20 protein-coding genes are annotated in these 22,124 nt (G+C 41.4%); 7 read left to right on the top strand and 13 right to left on the bottom strand.

What is annotated here, in order from left to right:
- Nucleotides 1-807 precede the first annotated feature (807 nt).
- On the top strand, nucleotides 808-984 hold the full coding sequence (locus SANK73390_RS06520) for a hypothetical protein (protein WP_462764785.1): 177 nt from the start codon (nucleotides 808-810) through the stop codon (nucleotides 982-984).
- A 194-nt stretch (nucleotides 985-1,178) separates the two neighbouring features.
- Here the strand turns inward: SANK73390_RS06520 and rlmB are convergent, their stop codons facing one another.
- The 4 genes from rlmB to SANK73390_RS06500 form a co-directional block, all read right to left on the bottom strand.
- Nucleotides 1,179-1,919 (bottom strand): 23S rRNA (guanosine(2251)-2'-O)-methyltransferase RlmB, encoded by a 741-nt coding sequence (rlmB, locus tag SANK73390_RS06515; RefSeq protein ID WP_462764783.1) that lies wholly within the window; start codon nucleotides 1,917-1,919, stop codon nucleotides 1,179-1,181.
- Nucleotides 1,920-1,924: 5 nt separating this feature from the next.
- Nucleotides 1,925-4,411, bottom strand: a complete 2,487-nt coding sequence (rnr, locus tag SANK73390_RS06510) for a ribonuclease R (RefSeq protein ID WP_462764781.1) — start codon at nucleotides 4,409-4,411, stop codon at nucleotides 1,925-1,927.
- A 95-nt stretch (nucleotides 4,412-4,506) separates the two neighbouring features.
- On the bottom strand, nucleotides 4,507-5,106 hold the full coding sequence (locus SANK73390_RS06505) for a response regulator transcription factor (protein ID WP_462764779.1): 600 nt from the start codon (nucleotides 5,104-5,106) through the stop codon (nucleotides 4,507-4,509).
- On the bottom strand, nucleotides 5,087-6,205 hold the full coding sequence (locus tag SANK73390_RS06500) for a sensor histidine kinase (RefSeq protein ID WP_462764777.1): 1,119 nt from the start codon (nucleotides 6,203-6,205) through the stop codon (nucleotides 5,087-5,089). The genes SANK73390_RS06505 and SANK73390_RS06500 overlap by 20 nt, the downstream gene beginning before the upstream one ends.
- A gap of 114 nt (nucleotides 6,206-6,319) precedes the next feature.
- Between SANK73390_RS06500 and SANK73390_RS06495 the strand changes: the two genes are divergently transcribed.
- The 3 genes from SANK73390_RS06495 to SANK73390_RS06485 all read left to right on the top strand — a co-directional run bounded on the left by SANK73390_RS06495 (nucleotide 6,320) and on the right by SANK73390_RS06485 (nucleotide 9,209).
- Complete coding sequence (locus tag SANK73390_RS06495) at nucleotides 6,320-7,216, top strand: DMT family transporter (RefSeq protein WP_261626119.1); 897 nt, start codon at nucleotides 6,320-6,322, stop codon at nucleotides 7,214-7,216.
- The gene (locus SANK73390_RS06490; protein ID WP_462764775.1) at nucleotides 7,182-7,877 is read left to right on the top strand and encodes a glycerophosphodiester phosphodiesterase; all 696 of its coding nucleotides are present in this window, start codon (nucleotides 7,182-7,184) and stop codon (nucleotides 7,875-7,877) included. Before SANK73390_RS06495 ends, SANK73390_RS06490 begins: the two co-directional genes overlap by 35 nt.
- Before the next feature lie 114 nt (nucleotides 7,878-7,991).
- The gene (locus SANK73390_RS06485) at nucleotides 7,992-9,209 is read left to right on the top strand and encodes a methyl-accepting chemotaxis protein (protein ID WP_462764882.1); all 1,218 of its coding nucleotides are present in this window, start codon (nucleotides 7,992-7,994) and stop codon (nucleotides 9,207-9,209) included.
- A gap of 18 nt (nucleotides 9,210-9,227) precedes the next feature.
- Here the strand turns inward: SANK73390_RS06485 and epmA are convergent, their stop codons facing one another.
- Together epmA and efp are read right to left on the bottom strand one after the other, a co-directional pair.
- Nucleotides 9,228-10,202, bottom strand: a complete 975-nt coding sequence (epmA, locus tag SANK73390_RS06480; RefSeq protein ID WP_462764773.1) for an elongation factor P--(R)-beta-lysine ligase — start codon at nucleotides 10,200-10,202, stop codon at nucleotides 9,228-9,230.
- A gap of 98 nt (nucleotides 10,203-10,300) precedes the next feature.
- On the bottom strand, nucleotides 10,301-10,867 hold the full coding sequence (efp, locus tag SANK73390_RS06475) for an elongation factor P (protein WP_261593203.1): 567 nt from the start codon (nucleotides 10,865-10,867) through the stop codon (nucleotides 10,301-10,303).
- Between the two features lie 40 nt (nucleotides 10,868-10,907).
- Here efp and epmB point away from each other — a divergent pair, with 40 nt between their 5' ends.
- A complete protein-coding gene (epmB, locus tag SANK73390_RS06470) occupies nucleotides 10,908-11,921 on the top strand; it encodes an EF-P beta-lysylation protein EpmB (protein WP_462764771.1) in 1,014 nt (337 codons plus the stop codon).
- Nucleotides 11,922-11,934: 13 nt separating this feature from the next.
- Here epmB and SANK73390_RS06465 read toward each other — a convergent pair whose 3' ends face one another.
- Nucleotides 11,935-12,144 carry a hypothetical protein gene (locus SANK73390_RS06465; protein WP_152087188.1) on the bottom strand — a complete coding sequence of 70 codons (210 nt, stop codon included), beginning with the start codon at nucleotides 12,142-12,144 and terminating at the stop codon, nucleotides 11,935-11,937.
- Between the two features lie 71 nt (nucleotides 12,145-12,215).
- Here SANK73390_RS06465 and SANK73390_RS06460 point away from each other — a divergent pair, with 71 nt between their 5' ends.
- Entirely contained in the window at nucleotides 12,216-12,509 is a 294-nt protein-coding gene (locus SANK73390_RS06460; protein WP_462764768.1) for a prephenate dehydrogenase, read from the top strand.
- 49 nt (nucleotides 12,510-12,558) lie between these two features.
- Here SANK73390_RS06460 and SANK73390_RS06455 read toward each other — a convergent pair whose 3' ends face one another.
- The 6 genes from SANK73390_RS06455 to SANK73390_RS06430 all read right to left on the bottom strand — a co-directional run bounded on the left by SANK73390_RS06455 (nucleotide 12,559) and on the right by SANK73390_RS06430 (nucleotide 21,261).
- Nucleotides 12,559-13,044: a DUF3016 domain-containing protein gene (locus tag SANK73390_RS06455; RefSeq protein WP_462764766.1), complete on the bottom strand. Its 486-nt coding sequence runs from the start codon at nucleotides 13,042-13,044 to the stop codon at nucleotides 12,559-12,561.
- Nucleotides 13,045-13,151: 107 nt separating this feature from the next.
- A complete protein-coding gene (locus SANK73390_RS06450; protein WP_462764765.1) occupies nucleotides 13,152-16,232 on the bottom strand; it encodes an efflux RND transporter permease subunit in 3,081 nt (1,026 codons plus the stop codon).
- Nucleotides 16,229-17,296 (bottom strand): efflux RND transporter periplasmic adaptor subunit, encoded by a 1,068-nt coding sequence (locus tag SANK73390_RS06445; protein WP_462764764.1) that lies wholly within the window; start codon nucleotides 17,294-17,296, stop codon nucleotides 16,229-16,231. Before SANK73390_RS06445 ends, SANK73390_RS06450 begins: the two co-directional genes overlap by 4 nt.
- 363 nt (nucleotides 17,297-17,659) lie before the next feature.
- Nucleotides 17,660-19,567: a flavin monoamine oxidase family protein gene (locus tag SANK73390_RS06440; protein WP_462764763.1), complete on the bottom strand. Its 1,908-nt coding sequence runs from the start codon at nucleotides 19,565-19,567 to the stop codon at nucleotides 17,660-17,662.
- A 183-nt stretch (nucleotides 19,568-19,750) separates the two neighbouring features.
- Nucleotides 19,751-20,791 (bottom strand): S66 family peptidase, encoded by a 1,041-nt coding sequence (locus tag SANK73390_RS06435; protein ID WP_462764762.1) that lies wholly within the window; start codon nucleotides 20,789-20,791, stop codon nucleotides 19,751-19,753.
- 29 nt (nucleotides 20,792-20,820) lie between these two features.
- On the bottom strand, nucleotides 20,821-21,261 hold the full coding sequence (locus SANK73390_RS06430; RefSeq protein WP_261593212.1) for a nuclear transport factor 2-like protein: 441 nt from the start codon (nucleotides 21,259-21,261) through the stop codon (nucleotides 20,821-20,823).
- 308 nt (nucleotides 21,262-21,569) lie between these two features.
- Between SANK73390_RS06430 and SANK73390_RS06425 the strand changes: the two genes are divergently transcribed.
- Nucleotides 21,570-22,103: a methylated-DNA--[protein]-cysteine S-methyltransferase gene (locus tag SANK73390_RS06425; RefSeq protein ID WP_261626122.1), complete on the top strand. Its 534-nt coding sequence runs from the start codon at nucleotides 21,570-21,572 to the stop codon at nucleotides 22,101-22,103.
- Nucleotides 22,104-22,124: the final 21 nt, after the last annotated feature.

Here is a 22,124-nt window from a genome sequence, read left to right as displayed (position 1 = left end):
CTATTTCCTATTTTTTATTTTCTTCTTAAACTTTGAAGTCTTTTTACACTAATAAGGCAGCCGTTTCAAATAATGAAACAATTTTTAAAAATTACTTTATCTGACAAGTGAAATTAATCAAAACGCTTAGCTTCCAACACCCCGGCTTATAGCCGGATAACCTGTATCATGGCCGCAAGATAGGAAAATATGCTCTGTTTCAATGTTAAGTCACTGTATATTGAGTGTGGTGCAAAGTTAATACACTAGATACCAATCCATGACATTGATTATCATGCTTGTTAGGGTGATGAAAACAAACAAGGAGCAAACCACATGAAACTAATCACATCGTTTTTACTACTTTTTCTAAGTTTTTATACGTAGGCAAATACCCGCAAAGATAATATCAAAAAATTGTTTGCCAGTTATATGACTAAATATAGCCATTACTTACAACACTTGGTCCTGCCTAAAAGCCCCCATTTATATACCGATACACTGATGTTAATGTCTACTAAACCCCAGCCAAATGTTATTGCTCAGGCGCAAATGAATCAGCAGGTTCAGGTATTTGATCAAATTTAAAAACTGATGGGGTAACGCATATAAAGTAGGGGGAAATAAAGGTACATTTTCTCAACAGTAATATTGCGCTGGTGAGCAATGTCGCTGAGCGATATACACAAACAGGTAAGCTGTATAACAAAGTTGGTGCGAACTATTACGTCTATTTAATTGATGGACAATGGAAAATATCTGCATTTGCTATACGCGATGCAAAAAACGCATTAACTTAAAGGTACCAACACACTGAATACAGTCAGCATGAAAAACCGGGACGACTTGCAATTATTATTCGCATTAAAACAAGCCAATACCCTGCGTGGTACAGCTAAATTACTGGGCATAAACCATGCGACTGTATCTCTCAGGTTAGTGAATCTGAATCTGCGTTATGGTATTGAGCAGGTAAATAATATAAGAAAGGCACGAGGCGACTAAAAGTCACCTCGATTGATTAGCTTTGTTTGATCACTGCTGAGCGTCCATATATGTCTTGCTTATTTTCTAAAGAAAATCGCTAGTAATTACTCAAATGGTAACTTTTTTACTTGAGCTGCAACACTGACACAATAAAAAACGATGCAATATACAGCGCTTTTTTATATCGAAATACCTTTACTTAGCTGTCAATTTTACAAGGCGCTACGCTGTCTTAGCACTTCAAACAAACAAATGCCCGTTGCCACCGACACGTTTAAACTAGACACTGTGCCCACCATTGGGATTTTAACTAAAATATCGCAATGCTCTCGGGTTAAGCGGCGCATACCATCACCTTCTGCGCCCATTACAATTGCAATCGGCCCAGTTAAACTAGCATCAAATACGTGCGTATCCGTTTCACCCGCAGTACCTGCTACCCAAACACCCGCTTCTTTGATATCACGTAGTGTGCGTGCAAGGTTAGTCACCTGAATAAGCGGCACCGTTTCTGCCGCACCGCAGGCTACTTTTCGGGCTGTGCCGTTAAGCTTGGCTGACTTATCTTTTGGTACTATCACCGCATGAGCACCTGCAGCATCGGCGCTACGTAAGCAGGCACCTAAGTTATGAGGGTCTGTCACGCCATCCAATACTAAAAAGAACGGGCTTGATTCACGCTCTAAAATCTCATCTAAGTCGCGTTCGCTGTAGGTACGAGCGGCTTTAACATTAGCAATGATCCCTTGATGTTGTTCACCTTTTGCTTTGTTATCTAGTGCTTTTCTTTGCATGAATTGCACTGAAATACCAAACTTACGGGCTTCATTTATCAATGGGTTTAGGCGTTTATCTTCTCGCCCTTTAAGCGCATAAATCTCTAAAAAGCGCTCAGGCTCTTTACCCAAAATGGCTTCAATTGAATGAAAACCAAAAATTAATTCGTTACTCACTTATATTATGCTCCAGAGCTATTCTTGCTGCTTTTTCGCGCATTCTTACCAGGGCGTTTTGCTTTCACTTTTTTGCCTTTCGCCTTGGTTTTTGATTTGCTTTTTACTGTGTCAGCACCCGCTTTTTTGGCTTTTTTCAACTGACCTTTAGGGGTAGTTTTTTTCCCTTTCTGCGGTTTACGATCGGTTTTACTCTCAGTGTCACCTTCGCGCTTATTAGGAATTTTACCCGCCTTTAATTGCGCGCGAACGCTACTTAATGCCGGTTTTTCATCCACTTTAGTCGGCTTGTTCCGACGCCTAGCGTAGCGATCTGGCACCTGCTCACCTGCTATAGCTAAATGAATGCGTCGCTCATCAAGGCTCACTGAAGCAACCGTAACGCTGAGTTTATCGCCCAAACGATACACTTGGCGACTGTGCTCCCCCACCAAACAGTGCTTAGCACCGTCAAAATGGAAGTACTCTTGCCCTAAACTAGAAATATGGATCATGCCATCAATTTGCAAGTCATCTAAACGTACAAATAAACCAAACGTGGTAACCGATGACACCACACCGCTAAATTCCATGCCTACATGGTCTTGCATAAACTCGCATTTTAACCAATCCGCCACTTCTCGAGTCGCATCATCCGCTCTTCGCTCTGTGGTAGAGCATTGCTCGCCTAATTGGTCTACTTCATCGGTATCATAAACATACGCACCGGATGTGTTTTGCCCTTGCTTACTCAGCACTCCTTTGATGGCTCTATGTACCACTAAGTCAGGGTAGCGACGAATGGGGGATGTAAAATGTGCATAGGCATCTAGCGCTAAACCATAGTGACCAATATTATCTGGTTGATATACAGCTTGCTTCATCGAGCGCAGCAACATGGTTTGAATCAGTTCTTTTTCTGGTCGCTCGCCCAACTGATTTAATGCAGCTGTTAACTCTAAAGGTGATGGGTCGTTAGGGAGTAAACTCTCAATACCTAAATCATTTAAAAACTGCCTAAAATGACTAAGCTTTTCTTGATCAGGCTCATCATGCACACGATATAGCGCGCTGGCTTCATGCTTAGCTAATAACTTAGCTGCCGACACATTAGCCAAGATCATGCATTCTTCAATGAGTTTATGCGCATCATTGCGCACCAGCGGCACGATTGATTCAATCTTACGGTGCGCGTTAAATACAAATCGCGTCTCTAACGTTTCAAATTCAATAGCACCACGTGTTTGTCGAGCCGCTTTTAACGCCATATACATTTGTTGCAAATCGCTTAGGTGCGGCACTAAGGGTGAATATTGTTCACGCAGCTTCTCATCACCTTGCAAAATAGCATGTACTTTGGTGTAGGTAAGACGCGCATGAGAGTTCATTATCGCTTCATAAAAACGATAACCAGACAAGCGCCCTGCTTCTGATATGGTCATCTCAGCAACCATACATAAGCGGTCAACTTGTGGGTTCAGCGAACACAAACCATTGGACAGTACTTTGGGTAACATGGGGATCACTTGCTCAGGAAAGTACACTGAGTTACCACGTTCTATGGCTTCTGTATCTAACGCGCTGCCTTTGGGCACATAATGAGATACATCGGCAATGGCAACCCATAAACGCCAGCCACCCGATTTTTTGCGCTCACAATACACCGCATCATCAAAATCGCGGGCATCTTCACCATCGATGGTAACCAAGGGTAAGTCTCTTAGGTCAACCCGGGCGAGTTTGTCTGCTTCAGCAACATCTTCACCGTGGCTAGATACTTGTTCAAGCACTGCTTGGGGCCAAACATGCGGAATATCATGATTACGCAGCGCCACTTCAATTTCCATACCCGGTGCCATATGCTCACCAAGTACTTCAACCACTTTACCCACCGCATTCATTTGCCTAGTTGGGCTTTGGGTTATTTGTACTTGCACCATCTGGTTGTGTCGTGCGCCTTTTTCACTACCCGGTAAAATAATTATATCTTGGGTAATTCGGGGGTCTTCTGGCACTACCACTGCACTGCCATATTCAACAAAGTAACGACCAACAATCGGCGCTCGTTCAGCTTCAAGTACTCGTATAATACGCGCTTCAACTTTGCCACCAGAGCCTCTACTGGCCGCTTTAGCCAATACAATATCGCCATGCATAACGGTATTCATTTGATGCTTAGCAATAAACCAATCTTTAGGTTCGCCCTCTACAGCCAAAAAGCCAAAACCATCACGGTGCCCTATCACGCGACCTTTCACCAACCCATCATCGGTCGGTATAACATAGCGCTTAAATTTATTAAAATGCAGCTGACCGTCACGCTCCATAGCGCGTAAACGACGTTTAAACGCGATTTGGCGCTCATCGTCTAACACATTGAGACTATTACAAAGTTGGCTGAAGGTGGTCGCTTTATCGGCTGCTTTAATGTGCTCTAATATAAATTCGCGACTAGGTACTGGGTTTTCGTATTTGTCTTGCTCTCGACTGAGATAAGGATCCTGTTTTGACATTCACTAGCTTGTTAATTGAGTTATGTTGTTATTTTAACCCAAAATCTACTAATGAGACAGCTCCAGAGAGTGAAAGTTTTATTTACATGCGCGCACTATAACCACCCTTTTTGTTTTGCAATTCTAGCAGCATCAACTCGATTGCTTGCATACAGCTTCGCAATTGCCTCCGATAGGTAGTTTCTGACCGTGCCATCACTTAAATACAACCTTACAGCAATCTCTTTGGTGGTCATGCCTTCCCCTGCTAAACGCAGTGCAGCACGCTCTTTATCCGTTAGTGGATCGCGCTCTCCGGCCCCCAACGCCAACAGTTCGGGTTCAATCACCTTTTTGCCTCGCATTACCTCTTCAAGGGCATTGACCAAATAGCTAACTGGTGCTTCTTTTAAAATAAACCCTTTAACATTCAAGTCCATTGCCCGCTGAATATAACCCGCTTTTGAAAACGTCGTCATTATAACGCTCAGTACAGTTGGCAGCTGCTCATTAATATATTGTGCAAGTTCTAACCCTGTTTTATTCGGCATTTCGATATCAGTAAGTACAATATCGACTTGATATTTTGATAGCTTCTCAATTGCATCAACGCCATCTACCGCCTGTGCAACCACTTCAATATTTGGCTCTAAACCAAGTAATGCTGAAATAGCGCCTCGCACTAGGGCTTGATCTTCAACCACCATGACTTTCATTAACGCTTTGCTCCATTGTTAGTTGCAGTTTTAAGCCATGCGAAATATCAACGTGCAACTTTGCACCTAACTGCAAAGCGCGTTCTTTGATACCCTCTAAGCCATTACCATGCGTTAAATTTTTAATATCACCATCATCTTCAATTCTAAAGAACACAACATTATCTTGCTGCATTAACGCTACTTTGACGTTCTTAGCCTTGCTGTGACGTAAAATATTCGTCACAGCCTCTTTAGCGATGTAACATAACGCGCTTTCTTGTTGCGCACTTAATGACGGCGCTTGATTTTCAATAAACACATTAAAACCGGCTTGTGCAAGGCGCTGCTGTAGTGCCTTTAATTGAGCATCTAAGCCTATTTGTTTCAATCCTGAAACGGCTTCTCGAACCTCACTCAACAAACTACGAGCAATGCTCGCCACCTCTAATGATTCTTGTATTGCTTGGCCATGTTGCCCTAACTGCTGTAATTTAGTCGCTAGTTCCGCTTTTAAAGCAATAGACGACAAAGAATGTCCAAGTAAATCATGCAAGTCTCGCGCAATGCGCTCTCGCTCAGCAATCGCTGCCAATTGTTGTATTTGTTGCTGACTTTGCCTATGCTGCAGTCGATGGGTTTGATCTTTACGCCCAATAACGCCCAGCGCAAATAACCCACCACCCACCACAAAAGCAGGCAAGCAAAAGTACCAAAGCGACTCATTAGCAAACAAAAAGCCAGTCAACAATAGCGCCGACATAAGCATAGCCATCATAATTAAGCCTTGCGCTAGTCGGTAACATAACCCACAGAAAAACCCCACATAGCCAAATATCGACTGTGTCCCATAAGTTAGCATGGTACCCAACCCACAGATCAGCATCATTAACAATAATATACCAGTAAGGCGCGGACCTTTTTGATAAAGTGCAATCAGGTAAAACGCGATAAATAACATGTACACAGCAACTTGTGCTATTACATCAACAACACTAACGGGCGTTTTTTGAGCTAGTAGCGGAAAAAAGTAAAAGCTAGAAAATATCAGCGCCCACATACCCATTTTTTGTTCTTTATGTAGCGGCAGTTCAACACCTAATTTACTCATCACATGCATAATTACTCATCTCATTTGAGTTGTTCAAATATATTATCTGTTTAATAGCGCTAGTTTCAGTGACAATTGTCAACATGCTACACTGCATGCCTCACAAATCTACAAGAAAAAGTAATGCGTCCTGAACAAACCTCTCTTTTATACCTACACATCGCTGTACTTCTATTTGGAGGTACTGCACTATTTTCAAAACTAATTGATTTATCCGCATTAGATATAACCGTTTATCGAACAGCCGTAGCGTTTGTCGTCTTGGCATTACTACTAAAACTGACAGGAAAACGACTACGTCTAGAGCAAAATAAAGACTATTTTATAGCCGTCATGCTGGGTGTCGTAGTTGGGCTACATTGGGTTACCTATTTTGCTGGGATGCAAATGGCCGGCATTGCAACTGGCATAATCGCGTTTTTTACATACCCAGTGATCACAGTTTTTTTAGAGCCTTTTTTCACAAAACAACGTATTAAAAATAAGGATATAGTCAGCGCTTGCGTGGTATTGTTTGGTATTTATTTGTTAATACCAGAAGCGAGTTTAGGTAACCAAGTAACCCTTGGGATCATCACAGGTATCATCTCTGGTGCTTTATTTGCGCTGCGCAACTTATTACAAAAACGCTTTTTTGCCAGCTACAGTGGCCCGCATACCATGTTTTACCAAACACTCACAGCCTGCATGATGCTGGCTGCATTTGTACAAATACCGCCCACACAGCTACCAAGCCAAGACATTTACTATATTTTGCTTGCTGGTGTTGTATTTACTGCCATTCCCCATGCTTTATTTGCCAGTAGCCTAAAACATTTGTCGGCGACCACTGCTGGATTAATTTCTTGTTTACAACCCTTGTATGGGACGCTATTGGCATTTATGCTGTTGGCAGAAGAACCAACAATTATGACTTTAGTTGGCGGTTTGCTGGTGATCAGCGCTGCTTGTTTTGAAACTTGGTCTATCACAAGGAAAAAGCCCAATGCGAGTATTCGCCCATCGAGGTGCCAGCGGTAATTACCCCGAAAATACGCTCAGTGCTATTCGAGCAGCATTACAGGCTGATGTAGATGGCATTGAATTAGATGTACAAAGCTGTGCCGATGACTACGCTATTGTACATGACACTTGGCTTGATAGAACTACCAATGGCACGGGCAAAGTCAACCAAACATCCTTGCAAGAAATACAAACGTTGGATGCGGGTAATGGTGAGTCTATCCCAAATTTGCAGCAAATATTTGACGAAATAGGCCACAAAAGTATGATAAATCTAGAGCTAAAACATACTTTTAGCCTAGATAAGTTTGTTGCCTGTATCGAACAAAACATACGCCAAGACACCTTTGCGCGCGAGCAATTGATCGTGTCATCATTTGACCATCATCAATTAGTTTGGCTAAAACAACATATGCCGTGGATAAAAATTGGTGCTCTGACCGCATCTATTCCCTTGCACTACGCAGAATTTGCCCAGCGTTTGCATGCCTACAGCATTCATATTGATAAGAACTTTATTAATCATCAGTTCGTTGATGATGCCAAACAACGTGGGTTAAAGGTATTTACCTATACAGTCGATAAACAACAAGACATAGAAGATATGCGCGCATTAGGAGTCGATGGCATTTTTAGTAACTTTCCATGTTATGCAAAAATGATCTTATCGCGTTCTTAGCATATATTATTGATAAGAGAAGTATTTATGTTTTTATCAGCTGTAGCCAAATGCCCTGTTTAATCAGGTTGCAGAATCTTGGGAAAGACAATTATGGATAATCAAAAGCCAACAATGAGTCTATACATGCGCTTATATAATCAAATTGAACAAAGCTTTTTTTATACACTTTCACGCAAAATATTTGGCAACCTTAGCTTTGTATTTGCCTTTCAAGTGTTTACCTTAGTATGGTTGTATCGTGAATTAGATGCTAACAACGGTAGTTTTGGCTTATTCTGGTTAATGACGTTAGGTGCTGTAGGCGGGTTTATATTCACCCTGTTTTATATGCGCTTTTTAATTGTACGCCCGGTACGAGCCATGCGCGATAGCCTGCAACAGGCAAACCGCCAAGACGGTAATTTAAATGCCACACTACCCAAATTTTCTTATGATGAATTTAGAGAGCTGAGCGAGCAATATAATGCCTTTACCCTGCACTTACGAGAATTACTAGAAAAAACCTATGAGGGTGCACAAACAGCGGCAACCAGCAATGAACAAGTCACTCACTCCATGCAACAAACCGCCGATTTTAGCGGGCAGCAAATTAATATGAGTGACTCTATTATTGCCGCCAGCGACCAAGTTACTTATAGTTTACAAAGTATTGTGACTAATACCGACCAAGTATATCAAGCCAATACACAAAGCCTACAATTCGTTCAAGAATCATCACAATCTTTGACCACGTTGGTTGATGAAGTAAAGCAGATCACCGTGTTGCTTGGTAATTTTTCAACAACTGTATCCGGTTTAAAGGAGAACAGTGAAAATATTCGTAGTATCTTGAAAATGGTCGAAGAGTTTTCAGATCAAACCAACTTACTGGCTCTCAATGCGGCCATTGAAGCAGCACGTGCGGGTGAAGCTGGACGAGGGTTTGCAGTGGTTGCCGACGAAGTACGTAGTCTATCGGTTAAGGTCAATGATGCAACTCGTCAAATAAGTGACTTCATTAACCAAATGAATAGCTTAGTAGGTGAAACTCATCGTGAATCTGAACTACTCATAAGCCACTCCGAATCAGCAGAGCAAGCAATTAGTAAAACCTCCCTCGGGTTTACTGACATGAGCTATGACTTTGAGCGCAATCAGGCCCAGCTTGAGCAAATTGCCAGTGCAGTACACCAATTAGAGTCAACTCAAGCTGATACGCATGAATCAGTACAGCAAATTGTAGCACTTGCGCAACAAGCAAAAACACAAATTGATACTGCACTTGCAGATTGTAAGCATGCGCAACAGCTCACCCAAACTACCCAGCAAGCGCTAAAGCGCTTTGTATAAATTGCTATATTGCGGGCATTATGCCCGCTCTATGCCAAACGCAATCACATCACTAATATGACCTTTGTTAAGCGCTAGCATAATCAACCTATCAATACCTAACGCAACACCTGAGCACGGTGGCAAGCCATGCTCTAACGCGTTAATAAATTGCTGATCTATTGCAACGGCCGACAACCCCTTCTGCGTGCGCTGCAGGTTATCTTCATTAAAACGCTGAACTTGCTCCTTAGCATCGGTTAACTCATTAAACCCATTGGCCAGCTCCATTCCCTGATAATACAATTCAAAACGCCCAGCTACGCGAGAGTCTTGTTCATTAAGCTGTGCAAGTGCCGCTTGTGATGCAGGGAAATGATACACGAAACAAGGGGCATCAATACCAATTTTGGGCTCAACTTGCATACAAAATAGTAACTGTAACAAAGTATCGGGATTCGTTTCTTGCTGTGCGATATCGCCATAACCATGTTCGTTGGCACATTGCTTTAATTCATCAAAACTAATCGTTAGTGGATCAATACCTAAAACATCTAGAAAAGCCTGCTGATAGGTGATACGAGTACAAGGTTGGCAAGCCAAGATCAGTTGTATTAACTGTTCAATTTCATCCATCAATGCAAACTCATTAAAACCTGGACGATACCATTCCAACATCGTGAATTCTGGGTTGTGATGCCGCCCCGACTCTTCATTTCGAAATGCTTTAGCCAATTGATATATTGGGCCACTGCCTGCTGCCAATAATCTTTTCATCGCAAATTCAGGAGAAGTCTGCAAATAAAGGTCTAAACCACCTTCGGAGCCTGGCCCAACAAAATGCGTTTTAAAGCTTGCAAGGTGTACATCGGTAACGCTTGCGCGACATAAACTTGGCGTTTCAACTTCTAATACACCTTTACTTGCAAAAAAACCTCTAATTTTAGCTAATATGGCAGCCCGTTTTTTCAACGTGCTAATGTCAGCACTGGGTGCCCAAAATGGCTGTGGCATTGTATTTCTCTTAAATTTTATTCTGCTAAAAGAAAAAGCCCAGCACATAGCTGGGACTTTTTAATCATGCGCCCAGTAAAATTGGGCTACAGTGGATGTTATTTAACGCGGCTCACATATTCGCCAGTGCGTGTATCAACACGGATCACTTCTTCGATTTGCACGAACAATGGTACACGTACCACCGCACCTGTGCTCAATGTTGCAGGCTTTCCACCAGTGCCCGCAGTATCCCCTTTAAGGCCTGGATCAGTTTCTGTGATCTCAAGCTCTACAAAGTTAGGCGGCGTCACCGCAATTGGGCTGCCGTTCCACAAAGTAATCGTACATACGTCGTTTTCAACTAACCACTTTACGTTTTCACCCACTGCTTTTTCATCTGCAGCGATTTGCTCGAACGTCTCATTATTCATGAAATGCCAAAACTCACCGTCGGTGTACAGATAAGCAAGATCGGTATCCATTACATCAGCACCCTCAACTGAGTCGCCTGACTTAAAGGTCTTTTCCAATACTTTACCTGAGATCAACTTACGGATCCTAACACGGTTAAACGCTTGGCCTTTGCCCGGTTTTACCATTTCATTTTCTAAGATGGCACAAGGTTCGCCATCTAACATAATTTTTAAGCCGCCCTTGAACTCGTTGGTGCTATAATTCGCCATCGTATCCTCTAATCATTTTTTTCGAGTAATAAACCTGCTAATGATACAAACAAATGAAGTAAATTTGCATAGTAACTGGCAAAAAGAATTGGCAAATGTCGTAACTTGCCCTCAAACCTTACTCAATATGTTGGGTTTAGAGTCGCATTTTGACACAAAAGATGTCCAAGCGAGACGTTTATTTCCTCTTCGTGTACCACAAGCGTTTATAAAGAAAATGCGCTACGGCGATGCCAACGATCCATTACTGCTACAAGTGCTACCAGTTCACCAAGAATTTTTAACTAAAGCAGGCTTTAATAAAGACCCGTTGCAAGAACAACAAAGTACACAACCTGGAGTGTTGCACAAATACCGTTCGCGCATTTTAGTGATGTTAAAAACAGGTTGTGCTGTAAATTGCCGCTATTGTTTTCGTCGTCACTTCCCTTATCAAGACAATCAGATCAACAAGCTCGCTCTGCTTGATATAGTAGATTACGTAAAAAAACATCCGCAAATAAACGAAGTGATCTTAAGTGGTGGTGATCCATTAATGGCAAAAGATGATGCAATTACTTGGCTAATGGACCAACTTGAACCATTAATGCAACTAAAGCGTATCAGAGTTCATAGCCGTTTACCTGTTGTTATGCCCAGCCGTATTACCGATACTTTGTGCGAACGATTTGCTTACAGCCGCTTAAAAGTAATTTTGGTTAATCACATTAATCATGCTAATGAAATTGACGATATATTTATTAGCGCTATGCGCAAACTCAAACAAGCTAACGTTACCTTATTAAATCAAGCAGTGTTGCTTAAAAATATTAATGACTCATCACAAGCGCAAATTACTTTAAGTGAAGCATTATTTGACGCGGATATATTACCTTATTACTTACATTTGCTTGATAAAGTAGAAGGTGCAAGCCACTTTGATGTAGAGCAGGCGCAAGCACAAAAAATCATGGCTGATATGCTAGAAGCACTGCCTGGGTTTTTGGTACCCAAATTGGTCAGAGAAATCGGTGGCAAAACAAGTAAGACACCGATTGATTTACAGCTGGAATAACAATAACGATACGTTAAACGTATACGTTAATGTTATTACCTAAACTTGCTGTGGTTGATTGTGCAGGACTTTGCGCTGCTGCGCTGCTGCCTGCGGCTTCAATCAAAGCAAGTGCCGCTTTCCCTTCTGCTTGCTGCTGCTTTTTAGCTAAATTGGCACTATATACTTCGCCACTTTGCCCCGCACCAGACATGACAGGCAGGTTATTTCCGGAAATATTCATAAGCGTTACCTGACTTTTTAAATGAATCCGAGTAGACTATCGGCCGTTTCAACAATAACTTTAGGAAGAAAATGCAGGCCATTATTGAAAAATTAAATGAAAACCTAAAAGTTGTTTATCGTCAGTCACTTGATGCTGATAAAAAATTAGACGAATTACAGCAACAAGGACATGGAAAATTTACAGCGCTATTTACCGAAGAGGCTGGATTTTCTTTTGAAGCAAAACGCTTTAAGCCCTACGTATTAGATGTTGCTGGCGATGTTAAAGCATTGAGCGAGCAAGAAACTATAGATGAAGCAAAATTAAAAGCGACAGTACTGAAGCTACAAAGCTTATTACAGCTACTTGCAACATTTAAATAGCAACAACGCACCGAGCTAATTTAAGCTACTCGGTGCGCATTTAGCTATTTTAGATTTTAGCTGTGGCTAGCACATCTTTATCGAACCATTCATTAAGCAAACGCTTTTCGTAATATAACGCTTCGTTTCGGCCTACTTTTATTCTATCCATAAAACTCATATCTTTAAGCTCTCGCTCTTGCGTTTTCAGTACTTGTTCACCTTTTTCATTCACTAACCGATAGCGAATATTTAGGCGTGGAAAATAAATAGGTTTAACGATGCGAACATCGTTCATGCTAAAACGCACATCTCCAGCAAGGTCTATGTCATTAAAGGTCACATCAAGTTTATAGCCTTGTGGTAATTGCTCAGCTAACTTTGCAATGTGCCTTTCAAATTGCTTAGCTAGTCGTTTGTGATAAGCCCCTTTCACTTCATTTGATGGATACACATCTCGGTATTCATTAAAATCTTTAAAACTTACTTTGGCTTCACCAGCATACACACTACATGCTGCACATAAGCCCATTATCAATACAATAACGTTTTTCATATCTCGTCTCCTCATGCCGCTTTCACTTTGCACTCATACTGTAACGGAATGGTTATTCATTTGTCTGTCGCATTTACGCTCTTTAACACTCATTAGCAAATGATTACTTATACCACCTTTTCACTTTCATTATGAGCGCTTATTTTAAACAATAATGCATAAAGCACAGGCACGACCCCAAGTGTGAGTAGCGTTGAGAACAACAACCCACCCATGATACTCAGTGCCATAGGTTCCCACATTTCCCCCCCACCCAAATAGAGCGGTAATAAGCCCAACACGGTTGTGGCCGTGGTTAATAATATCGGCCGCATTCTGGCTTGAGCCGCCATTATAATGGCATTAATGGGCGCTTGTGGTGACGCGTCCAATTCAATTTTGATCCGTTCCAGCAAAACAATCGCATTATTGATAACAATACCAGCCAATGAAATCACACCTAATAATGTCATAAAGCCAAAAAATGATTGCCCGACTAATAGACCGACAACAACGCCAATAAATCCCAAAGGTATCGTCACCAGCACCAATAATGACTTACGTATTGAATTAAACTGTGCCACCAGCAGCAATACAATAATCAGAACTGCAATTGGCAGTTTTTCTGCGATTGATTCATTCGCTTTACCAGAGGATTCCGCTTCACCGCCTAACTCATAACTATATCCAAAGGGCCAATCTTTTTGTTGCTGTTCAAGCCACGGGGTGAGTGAAGCAAACCCCTCGCTCGCAGTGATACCGTCAATTTGCGCCCCAATAACCACTGATTTAACACGATCGCGGCGAAATATTTGCGCGCTTTCCCATACCACCTCTACGTCTGCAACTTGTTGCAATGGCACCGAATTACCAGAGGCTTGTGAATACACCGCCATCGCTTTTAGTTTGGCGATATCTTGCCTATCAGCAGCAACAGAGCGAAGAATTACCGGTATGGTATCTTCTTTTTCACGGTACTGCGTAAGCTCTAGTCCACTTAAACCCGTTTGCAATGAAGTGGCGATATCTTCACTTGAAACACCAGCCCGCCTTGCTCTTGCTTGATTAATGTTGATCTCAAGCTTTTTAATTGGCAAACCCCAATCATCACTAATTGATTTTAACCCCGGTGTTTGCCGCATTTGCTGCTTTATCTGCTCAGCGATTGCCATTAACTTTGCCTTATCCTCACCCAGAATACGTACTTCTACAGGGTTATTTATTGCCGCACCATTTTCAATCTTTCGTTGTTTAAGTAATAAATCCGGGTGGCGAGTAAGTGCATAACCTTCAATTTTAGTCATCATGTCATCAATTAAGGTATATGACGTTACCGACACTATCATCAAGGCATAGTTCGCACTGCTTGGTTCTGGGTTGTGGCTAAGCAAAAAACGCGGTCCTCCATTGCCTATGTAACTCACCCATTGCGTTACCCCCTCAGAACGTTGCTCATTGACTAACAATTGGCTGTGCAGGTATTGTTCAAAATCTTTAACTAAGTGCTCAGTGCTTTCTAAACGCGTTCCCACTGGCAGCTCTAATTCAACCTTAAAGTAAGTTCTATCTGAAGGCGGGAAAAATAACTTTGGCACCAGCTGTAATGCTTGAATTGCTATAAAGAACATCAATATGCACGCCCCTACAGTGAGCCATCGATAACGCAGCAAACACCCTAAAATTGCACGATAGTTTCTATAAATTGGGCCACTAAATGCCTGCTGTTGGGTTGTATTTACTTTTACAAAATAAACACAAAGCATGGGGATCATCGTTAAAGCCAATATCCAAGAGCACAATAAGGTAATCGTTACTACTTTAAACAGTGATGCGGTATATTCACCTGTCGATGATTCTGCCAAGAAAATGGGCAAAAATGCCGCCCCTGTTGTTAGCGATGATACCAACAGAGGCACTTTCAATTCTTGAGCCGAATCCACTGCAGCATCAACCGCGCGCCTACCTTGCTCCATTTGCACCATGATATTTTCTGACATCACAATGCCATTATCCACCAGCATACCCAATGCAATGATCAGGGCAGCAAGGGAAATTTGATCAATGCTAATATCAAAAAATGACATCACCAAAATACCAAACACCATACTCATTGGAATTAAACTGGCAACTACAAGCCCAGTGCGTAACCCCAAAGTAAATAACATTACCACTGTCACAACCAACACCGCTTGAACTAAATTAGAAACAAAATCATTGACCTTTTTTTCAACTTCCTGAGGTAAAAAGGATAATAGCTTAAACTCCACACCAATAGGGTAAACACTCTCTAGATGCTGGATAGTCTGCTTAACTTGCTTGCCAAGGTCTAGATTATTTCCTCCTGTTCGCATCGAAATACCAATGGTTAAACCCTGATGTGTACCGACTCGAACTTTCGCTTTTGCAGGTTCAATGTGGTCGCGATAAACCTTGGCAATATCGGATAACAATATAACTTGTTCACTGCCAGGCACATTAATAATGGTATTCGCTATTTCAGATACCGACTCGAAGTTACCACTGGGTTCTACCACTAAGGTTTCATCGCCAACATAAAGCGTGCCACCTGGGTTTACAATGTTACGTGCCGCCAATTGTTGTTGTAATATGCCTGCCGAAAGTTCTAATGCAGCTAAGCGACTATTCTCAAACTCAATAAACACCCGCTGTTCTTGAGTGCCGTAAATTTCTACTTTTGCCGCATCAGGTAAACGTAAAAAAGTATCGCGAACTTGCTCTGCAACCTCTTCCATTTCCCGATGACTATAGCCTTCAGCAGTCAAACCAATAACAATACCAAATACATCACCAAATTCATCATTAACAATAGGCGCTTGTGCTCCTTTGGGCAGTTCTGCTTCTATACTTTGTACTTTACGCCGCAAGTTATCCCAAATAGGACGCATATTTTTATAGCTTTCTTTAATATTAACACTCACGATCGACACACCGGTTTTAGATGTGCTACTTACAAAATCTAATTCTGGAATTTGTTGTACGACTTTCTCTATTTGGTCCGTCACTAACGCCTCAACCCGCGGTGGGCTGGCTCCGGGAAAGTATGTAACGACTTGAGCAGTGCGAATAATAAAGCCGGGGTCGTAATCTTTGGGCATTTTATTAAACGCCAGTATCCCAAATAGAAGCATGGCTAAAAGAACAACCCAAGCAGTGCGGTTATTCTCAAGAGCTAATCGAGTAATATTCACGCCTCGCCTCCCATAAATTTCACCAATTGACCATCACTTACTTTACTCATACCTGCCGATACAACATGTTCGCCAGCTGAAACCCCATTAATAATTTGAAAACCATACTGGGTCATTTCGCCTATCGTCACTGGTGTTTTGGTTACTTTTCCTTGATTATCGCCAACGGCTTCAACGGTCCAAACATAGTTACCTTGTTGATCTTTTAAAACTGTTTTTACAGGTAAATAGATAGCTTGTTTATCAACAGCAACTTGGCTTGAAAACACTTTGGCCGTCATACCCGGTAAAATGTTGTAGCCAGTAGGTGGCGTCATACTTAACGTCACTTCATAGGTATTGGTGACTTCATTAGCCTTAGTACTGACTTCTACAAACGTTAAAGGAAAGCGCTGGTCTTCAATGGCAGAAAACTCAGCATAAACTTGCTTTGGCACATCTTTTGAAACGTTAATCATCACGCTCTCAGGAACATTCACTTTCACATTAACCGTTTTAATATCCTGTAAAGTAGCGATTGCTTGCTTAGCTTGCACCTCTTCAAATTGTTCAATTTGGGTACGAGCTACTACACCACTAAAAGACGCATGTAACGTGGTATACTCCAAATTATTTTTCGCGGTAGCTAACTTATTTTTAGCACTGGCAAATTGCAGTTTAAGCTGATCATAATCGGCCTTTGAAATAGTGCCCGTTTTAAGTAACTTTTCTGCTCTGCCAAAATCTGCGTTGGCTTTATCAAACGATGCTTGAGCCTCTTCAAGTGACAATTTATAATCGGTATCGTTTAAAGTGGCTATCACATCACCTTTTTTTACTTCTTGCCCCTGCTTTACCAGTAACTTACTCACTTCACCTGAGACTTTAAATGATAATTGAGCTGTATTTGCCGCATCCACAACACCCGGGAACTCTTGTACAGGCCCTGCATGAAACAAGCTCACCGTTATGGTTCGCACCGGCCGTAACTGAGGCGCTTGCTCCTTGCCTTGCTCATTGGGACTACATGCGCTCAGTAATATACCGCTCAATAAAAATAATAAAAGATGACGAACAATGACCATAATAAGCTCCTGAAAATGCACTCTAAAATGAAGTTTTTTAAAACAAAAGTAGTTTTGTCTGATAATAATAGTCGAGATATGCACAATACCCATTACATGATGTCGCTGCGTGGTAACATCAGTAGCCCACCAATCTAGAAAATAGAATAAATTATTGATATATAAAATTAAAACTAGAAGCTACAATTCTTTTAGGTATGGGTTTTGTGCAAATCAAAGGCTTTTAATACACCAAATGAGTAATGTCGCATAATGGGTTATGTGAGTTGCAAATGACAAAAGCCACACACTAGCCTGCATCGCCTATGAAAAATGATATAAAAAAGCGATAGTCGGTATCTGCTGACTACCGCTTGAATATTGCTATATACCTTCAACCATTAAACGTGTGTCAGGTAAGGAAGATAAATAGGGTACCGCCAAGTCAGGACGCTCGACTCGACTAATTGCATTAAGGGCTGCAGCAATCGCGCCTTCTTGCCAACCTGGTAGTGAAGAGAGTTGGTCGCCAACCACAAAAAAGTTAGGCACTGTTTGTGTGCTCTGTGAGGTATGAATAGGGCTTCCTTGCGACAAAGCATTAAAGTGCACTACGGCATTACCAGCATGTTGATCAACCGCATGCCACTGCGCCCAACCTCCTTTAATATAAGGCATGTTTTGCCATGCAATAGCAACTCCAAGCTCTAATCCTTCGCCAAATTTGCTACCAAACAATTTAGCCCCATCTCGCGCTTTATTTAATCGCTCATCAACTGGTAACTTACCCCACTCGTATGCAACCTTGGAGAAGTTATAAGCGCCTGTTAACACCCCTTTTTGGTCATGATAAGCACAAGATGGATACCAAATTTGTACGATATCGTCATCAGTCCACGATATACCACCAAAAATAGGCACAACGCCAACTTCAGAGTCTGGCACTGTTAGTACTTTCTCTTGGCACTGCGCTGTATTACGTACTTCTACTTGACTACCTTGCCATAAATAACGATCTGCTTGCCAACCCACTTTAGTGGTACAAGCAAGGAATTTATCGGTATGTATCCCTTTATCATCAAAAAATTGTGAATTATAAACCGCCTGTAATGCCTGCTTAAATGGCTTATCTAAACCTATATTGGAGTTCACATCCTGTAAGGACTCATCAAGAATTTCTTTTAAGAACGGTATAGCCATATTTACAAAGCAATAGTCTGCATAATAAACATCTAGCTCGGTCGTACCTATTTTAATTACAGAGATTTTAAACTGCTGTTTGCCATCATTCCATTCAATACACTTAACGGGACTGTTTAAATGTATGGTGCCCCCAAGAGATGCTACTTGATGTGCAAAAGCATGCTGGACCTGATCCATACCACCTACAGGCTGGAACAGCGTTGCTTGCCATAAAAAGTCAACAGGTTGATAAAAACGAGTTTTATCCCAAAATTGTGAGTCAAGTAAGCTATTAAAGCTTAGTGGCTCTGCAGTTATACCTGCTTGCACACCCGGTAACTCGGTATAGCCTGCACGAGACTTACTGTTTTCTAAACCCGACTGCCCAGCGGTTGCCACATACTTTCCATCTTCACTGAGCTCACCAAAGCTTATCATTAACTCTTGTAGCTGCTGTGCTCGCATTGCCACATCACATTCTGCTACTTGGCATTGTGTGCTGCGAACTAACTGCTCTGCATTGTCATAGACAAGTTGCGATAGACAACCACGGGTATTATGATCTAAACGACGATACACCAAAGGCAAGCCATTAAAACTGTCTTTCATTTGTACCAGATTCGACTCGCTATTCATCACATACACTTCGACATCAACACCAAACTGCTTGAGATAAGATAGCAAACGCTTGTGACTTGATGGAATACGTCCGGGTCCGGCATTAAGGTATGGCTGGCTATCACCTAAAGGTTGTTGAAAGCGCACAACTTGGGTTTGCCCTGCTTTAGAATTAAATAGTTGACTGTCTTGATCTTCAGTAAGCGTATCTCCTGTGCGCAAGCTTAAACAACGTCCGCCAGTGCGGTTTTGCGCCTCTAATATGGTTACTTCCATACCTGTTTTTTGCTCAAGCAGTTCATAAGCAGTGGTGAGGCCAGATACCCCAGCGCCAATAATAACCGCTTTTTTTCCAGAAAACTTTCCTGCTGTAAGCTTAACGGCCCCCGGTGTAACTTTTAGCTGCTGATTTGTTGCGCTATCTAATGCAGCATGTGCCTTTGCTTTTGGGTGCTGCTGTAAAAACTTAGCACGTGATTGATGGTTATCCATGATTGTCTTCCTCCTAGGAATAAGCTGAATAGTCCGTCTCTAATCGCCTGTGTTGCGAGTGCATCTAAAAATAGTCGAAGATATTAAAAATGCTAATTACGTAGACTTACACTCAAAATAGGAGGAGTTAAAAAGAGTTTAGCCACAAGCGCGCATGATCACTAAACTCAAGATATGGCTTAATTATTTTAATGTTTGGGTAATATGACCCATGCCATTATGTGCTGATAGATGTGCATAAGCCCCATTAAATAAAGTGAGATTAGGCGGCAGATGACCTATATCCACATCATAAATCACTGGAATATCAAGTTTGCTTATCACATCTAACAACACCTGCTCTGAGGTTATTTCTTTGTCTGCATGACCAATTACCGCATTACGACCAATTAACAAGCCATTGATTTGCTCAAAAACCCCTTTGAATTTTAAACTCAATAACGCACGTTTAAATGCAGTGGGAGAAAGCTCTGCGTTCTCAAAATATAAAATAATGCCCTCTGGTGCAAAACGCTGTTTCAAAGTCGTTAAATCAAAGTAAGGCGTGCCTAACAAATATTGTAAAGTATCAAAACAGCCGCCAATCAAACGGCCACTCATTTTAACTTCATCCTGTTCAGGTAGAGTTCTCCAACAGGTTTGTTCAGTCACATTCATTACCGTGTCAGGATTCTCTGCAAAAGACTCACCGTTGGTTTGATAATATTTAGAAGATACTTGAGTCAAACTATAACCGCGCTCTGCTCTAACTAAGTGCAGTAACGTTTGAGCTGTCAGAGGCTCTGATTCATCTGGATGTAGCTGCATCAAATTGCTACAGTGGGCACTTGACCAACCTAACTTGCTCATTAACGCCACCGCAAGCGTACTAACATCAGAAAAACCAAATAACCATTTTGGTTTTGCTAACTTTAACCGTTCAAAGTCAAGCAATGGCAACACCTCCATAGCAAGCTCCCCTCCCCAAGGTGGTGCAATTGCAGCAATACGGTCATCACATAAGAATGCCATTAGCTCTTGCGCTCGTTGCTCTTTAGATGCACTGACATGGTCTACATTGCACCTTAAGCATCGCCCTTCAATCACCTCAAAGCCCTGTGCGCGCAAGCTCATAATTACACGCTCTAATCTAGGATGAAACACCTCAGGTACACCTGAAGAAAACGCAGTAACCGCAATTTTACTGCCCAGTTTTAAAGCTTTTGGATAACCAACCTGACTCATGCCACTTCTCTAATTTTCTATCGATTTAGCTACTTCCAATATTCAATAATTTTTGCCACTTTGTTATGTTTAAACTCAAACACAGTCAAATGCTTTTCTATCTGCCCCTCATATACTTGCTCTCGTTCAACAGATACCGCATCGTGACCCACTATCATATTTGTTATTTTGTACCTAGGAGAGGTGTTTTGGTACCTCCCAGCTTTAAGGAATTTAACATAATTATTATATAGATGTTCCTTGGTATAAGTGCCGCCATATACTTCATGGATGTACTCAAAGTTATCAGTGAAATGCGCAAATAGGGCGTCAACATCAGCCACTTTTGAATCTTTCATTAAAATAACATTTTGTAATTCGTTAATCACTTGAACCTGTTGTTCAAGCTGTTTAGCATTGAGAGATTCAACTTCGTTTGCCTGCACCACAACTGTAAACAGTATTAAAAAGCCAAAATATAACCATTTCATAAATCATTCCTTCTTATTATTGTTAAAGGTACACTAACCAAACTATTAAGCTTTCGCAATATATCAGCACCAATAAAGCTGCTTATTTTACGTACGACACAAAAATCACGTTCAGTTCTGTTTTTGGCTAGTACAAAAACTCGGGTCATTTATAATCCAGTTAATACGCAATATTGAGCAACGTATGATAAAACCAGCTACATTTCCAACAGCAATGGCTATTTGCAACATGTGAAGTCAAGTTTTAGCACAGAACATATAGTTTCTTTACGCTGCACTCTAACTTTTCAATTATTGAGTTAATTTTAATGTATACAGATTATATAGAATCCCCTTTAGGGCTTGTAGAATTTAAGGCATCAGATAAAGGTATTACGCAACTTATTTTTTGTGGCACACAATCGATAAAAACAGCAAACAACCCCATAACGGATCTGTGTAAGCAGCAACTCATAGAGTATTTCTCAGGTAAGCGAAAGCAATTTGATGTACCTCTTGACCCCAAAGGGACTGACTTTCAAAAATTAGTGTGGAAACACCTATCACACATTCCTTTTGGTAAAACGCTTTCTTATCTTGATATAGCTAAATTGGTAAATAGACCCAAAGGCTCACAAGCAGTAGGTGGCGCCAATGGAAGAAACCCGATTAGCATTATCGTTCCATGTCACCGAGTGGTTGGTAGTAATGGCGCTTTAACCGGATATGCTGGGGGAATTGAAAGAAAGCTCTGGTTGCTAGCCCATGAGGGAATTGCAATAAAGCACTCAAAAGAAGTTGATGCGCTTGATTTAAATAATGTCATTAATACCAGACAGGCTAAAACACAGTTTTTAAAATAAGAACGCGTTCATAAGAAAGCG

The sequence above is a fragment of the Pseudoalteromonas sp. SANK 73390 genome, assembly GCF_054966645.1.
Note: the sequence above shows the minus strand (reverse complement) of the source record. Positions and strands in the feature narration are given on the sequence as shown.

Bases quoted from the DNA above. Each gene is read 5' to 3' on its own strand.
- SANK73390_RS06520 (WP_462764785.1), top strand. From the start codon at position 808: ATGAAAAACCGGGACGACTTGCAATTATTATTCGCATTAAAACAAGCC.
- rnr (WP_462764781.1), bottom strand. From the start codon at position 4,411: ATGTCAAAACAGGATCCTTATCTCAGTCGAGAGCAAGACAAATACGAA.
- SANK73390_RS06505 (WP_462764779.1), bottom strand. From the start codon at position 5,106: ATGAAAGTCATGGTGGTTGAAGATCAAGCCCTAGTGCGAGGCGCTATT.
- SANK73390_RS06500 (WP_462764777.1), bottom strand. From the start codon at position 6,205: ATGCATGTGATGAGTAAATTAGGTGTTGAACTGCCGCTACATAAAGAA.
- SANK73390_RS06495 (WP_261626119.1), top strand. From the start codon at position 6,320: ATGCGTCCTGAACAAACCTCTCTTTTATACCTACACATCGCTGTACTT.
- SANK73390_RS06490 (WP_462764775.1), top strand. From the start codon at position 7,182: ATGCGAGTATTCGCCCATCGAGGTGCCAGCGGTAATTACCCCGAAAAT.
- SANK73390_RS06485 (WP_462764882.1), top strand. From the start codon at position 7,992: ATGAGTCTATACATGCGCTTATATAATCAAATTGAACAAAGCTTTTTT.
- epmA (WP_462764773.1), bottom strand. From the start codon at position 10,202: ATGCCACAGCCATTTTGGGCACCCAGTGCTGACATTAGCACGTTGAAA.
- efp (WP_261593203.1), bottom strand. From the start codon at position 10,867: ATGGCGAATTATAGCACCAACGAGTTCAAGGGCGGCTTAAAAATTATG.
- epmB (WP_462764771.1), top strand. From the start codon at position 10,908: ATGATACAAACAAATGAAGTAAATTTGCATAGTAACTGGCAAAAAGAA.
- SANK73390_RS06465 (WP_152087188.1), bottom strand. From the start codon at position 12,144: ATGAATATTTCCGGAAATAACCTGCCTGTCATGTCTGGTGCGGGGCAA.
- SANK73390_RS06460 (WP_462764768.1), top strand. From the start codon at position 12,216: ATGCAGGCCATTATTGAAAAATTAAATGAAAACCTAAAAGTTGTTTAT.
- SANK73390_RS06455 (WP_462764766.1), bottom strand. From the start codon at position 13,044: ATGAAAAACGTTATTGTATTGATAATGGGCTTATGTGCAGCATGTAGT.
- SANK73390_RS06445 (WP_462764764.1), bottom strand. From the start codon at position 17,296: ATGGTCATTGTTCGTCATCTTTTATTATTTTTATTGAGCGGTATATTA.
- SANK73390_RS06440 (WP_462764763.1), bottom strand. From the start codon at position 19,567: ATGGATAACCATCAATCACGTGCTAAGTTTTTACAGCAGCACCCAAAA.
- SANK73390_RS06435 (WP_462764762.1), bottom strand. From the start codon at position 20,791: ATGAGTCAGGTTGGTTATCCAAAAGCTTTAAAACTGGGCAGTAAAATT.
- SANK73390_RS06430 (WP_261593212.1), bottom strand. From the start codon at position 21,261: ATGAAATGGTTATATTTTGGCTTTTTAATACTGTTTACAGTTGTGGTG.
- SANK73390_RS06425 (WP_261626122.1), top strand. From the start codon at position 21,570: ATGTATACAGATTATATAGAATCCCCTTTAGGGCTTGTAGAATTTAAG.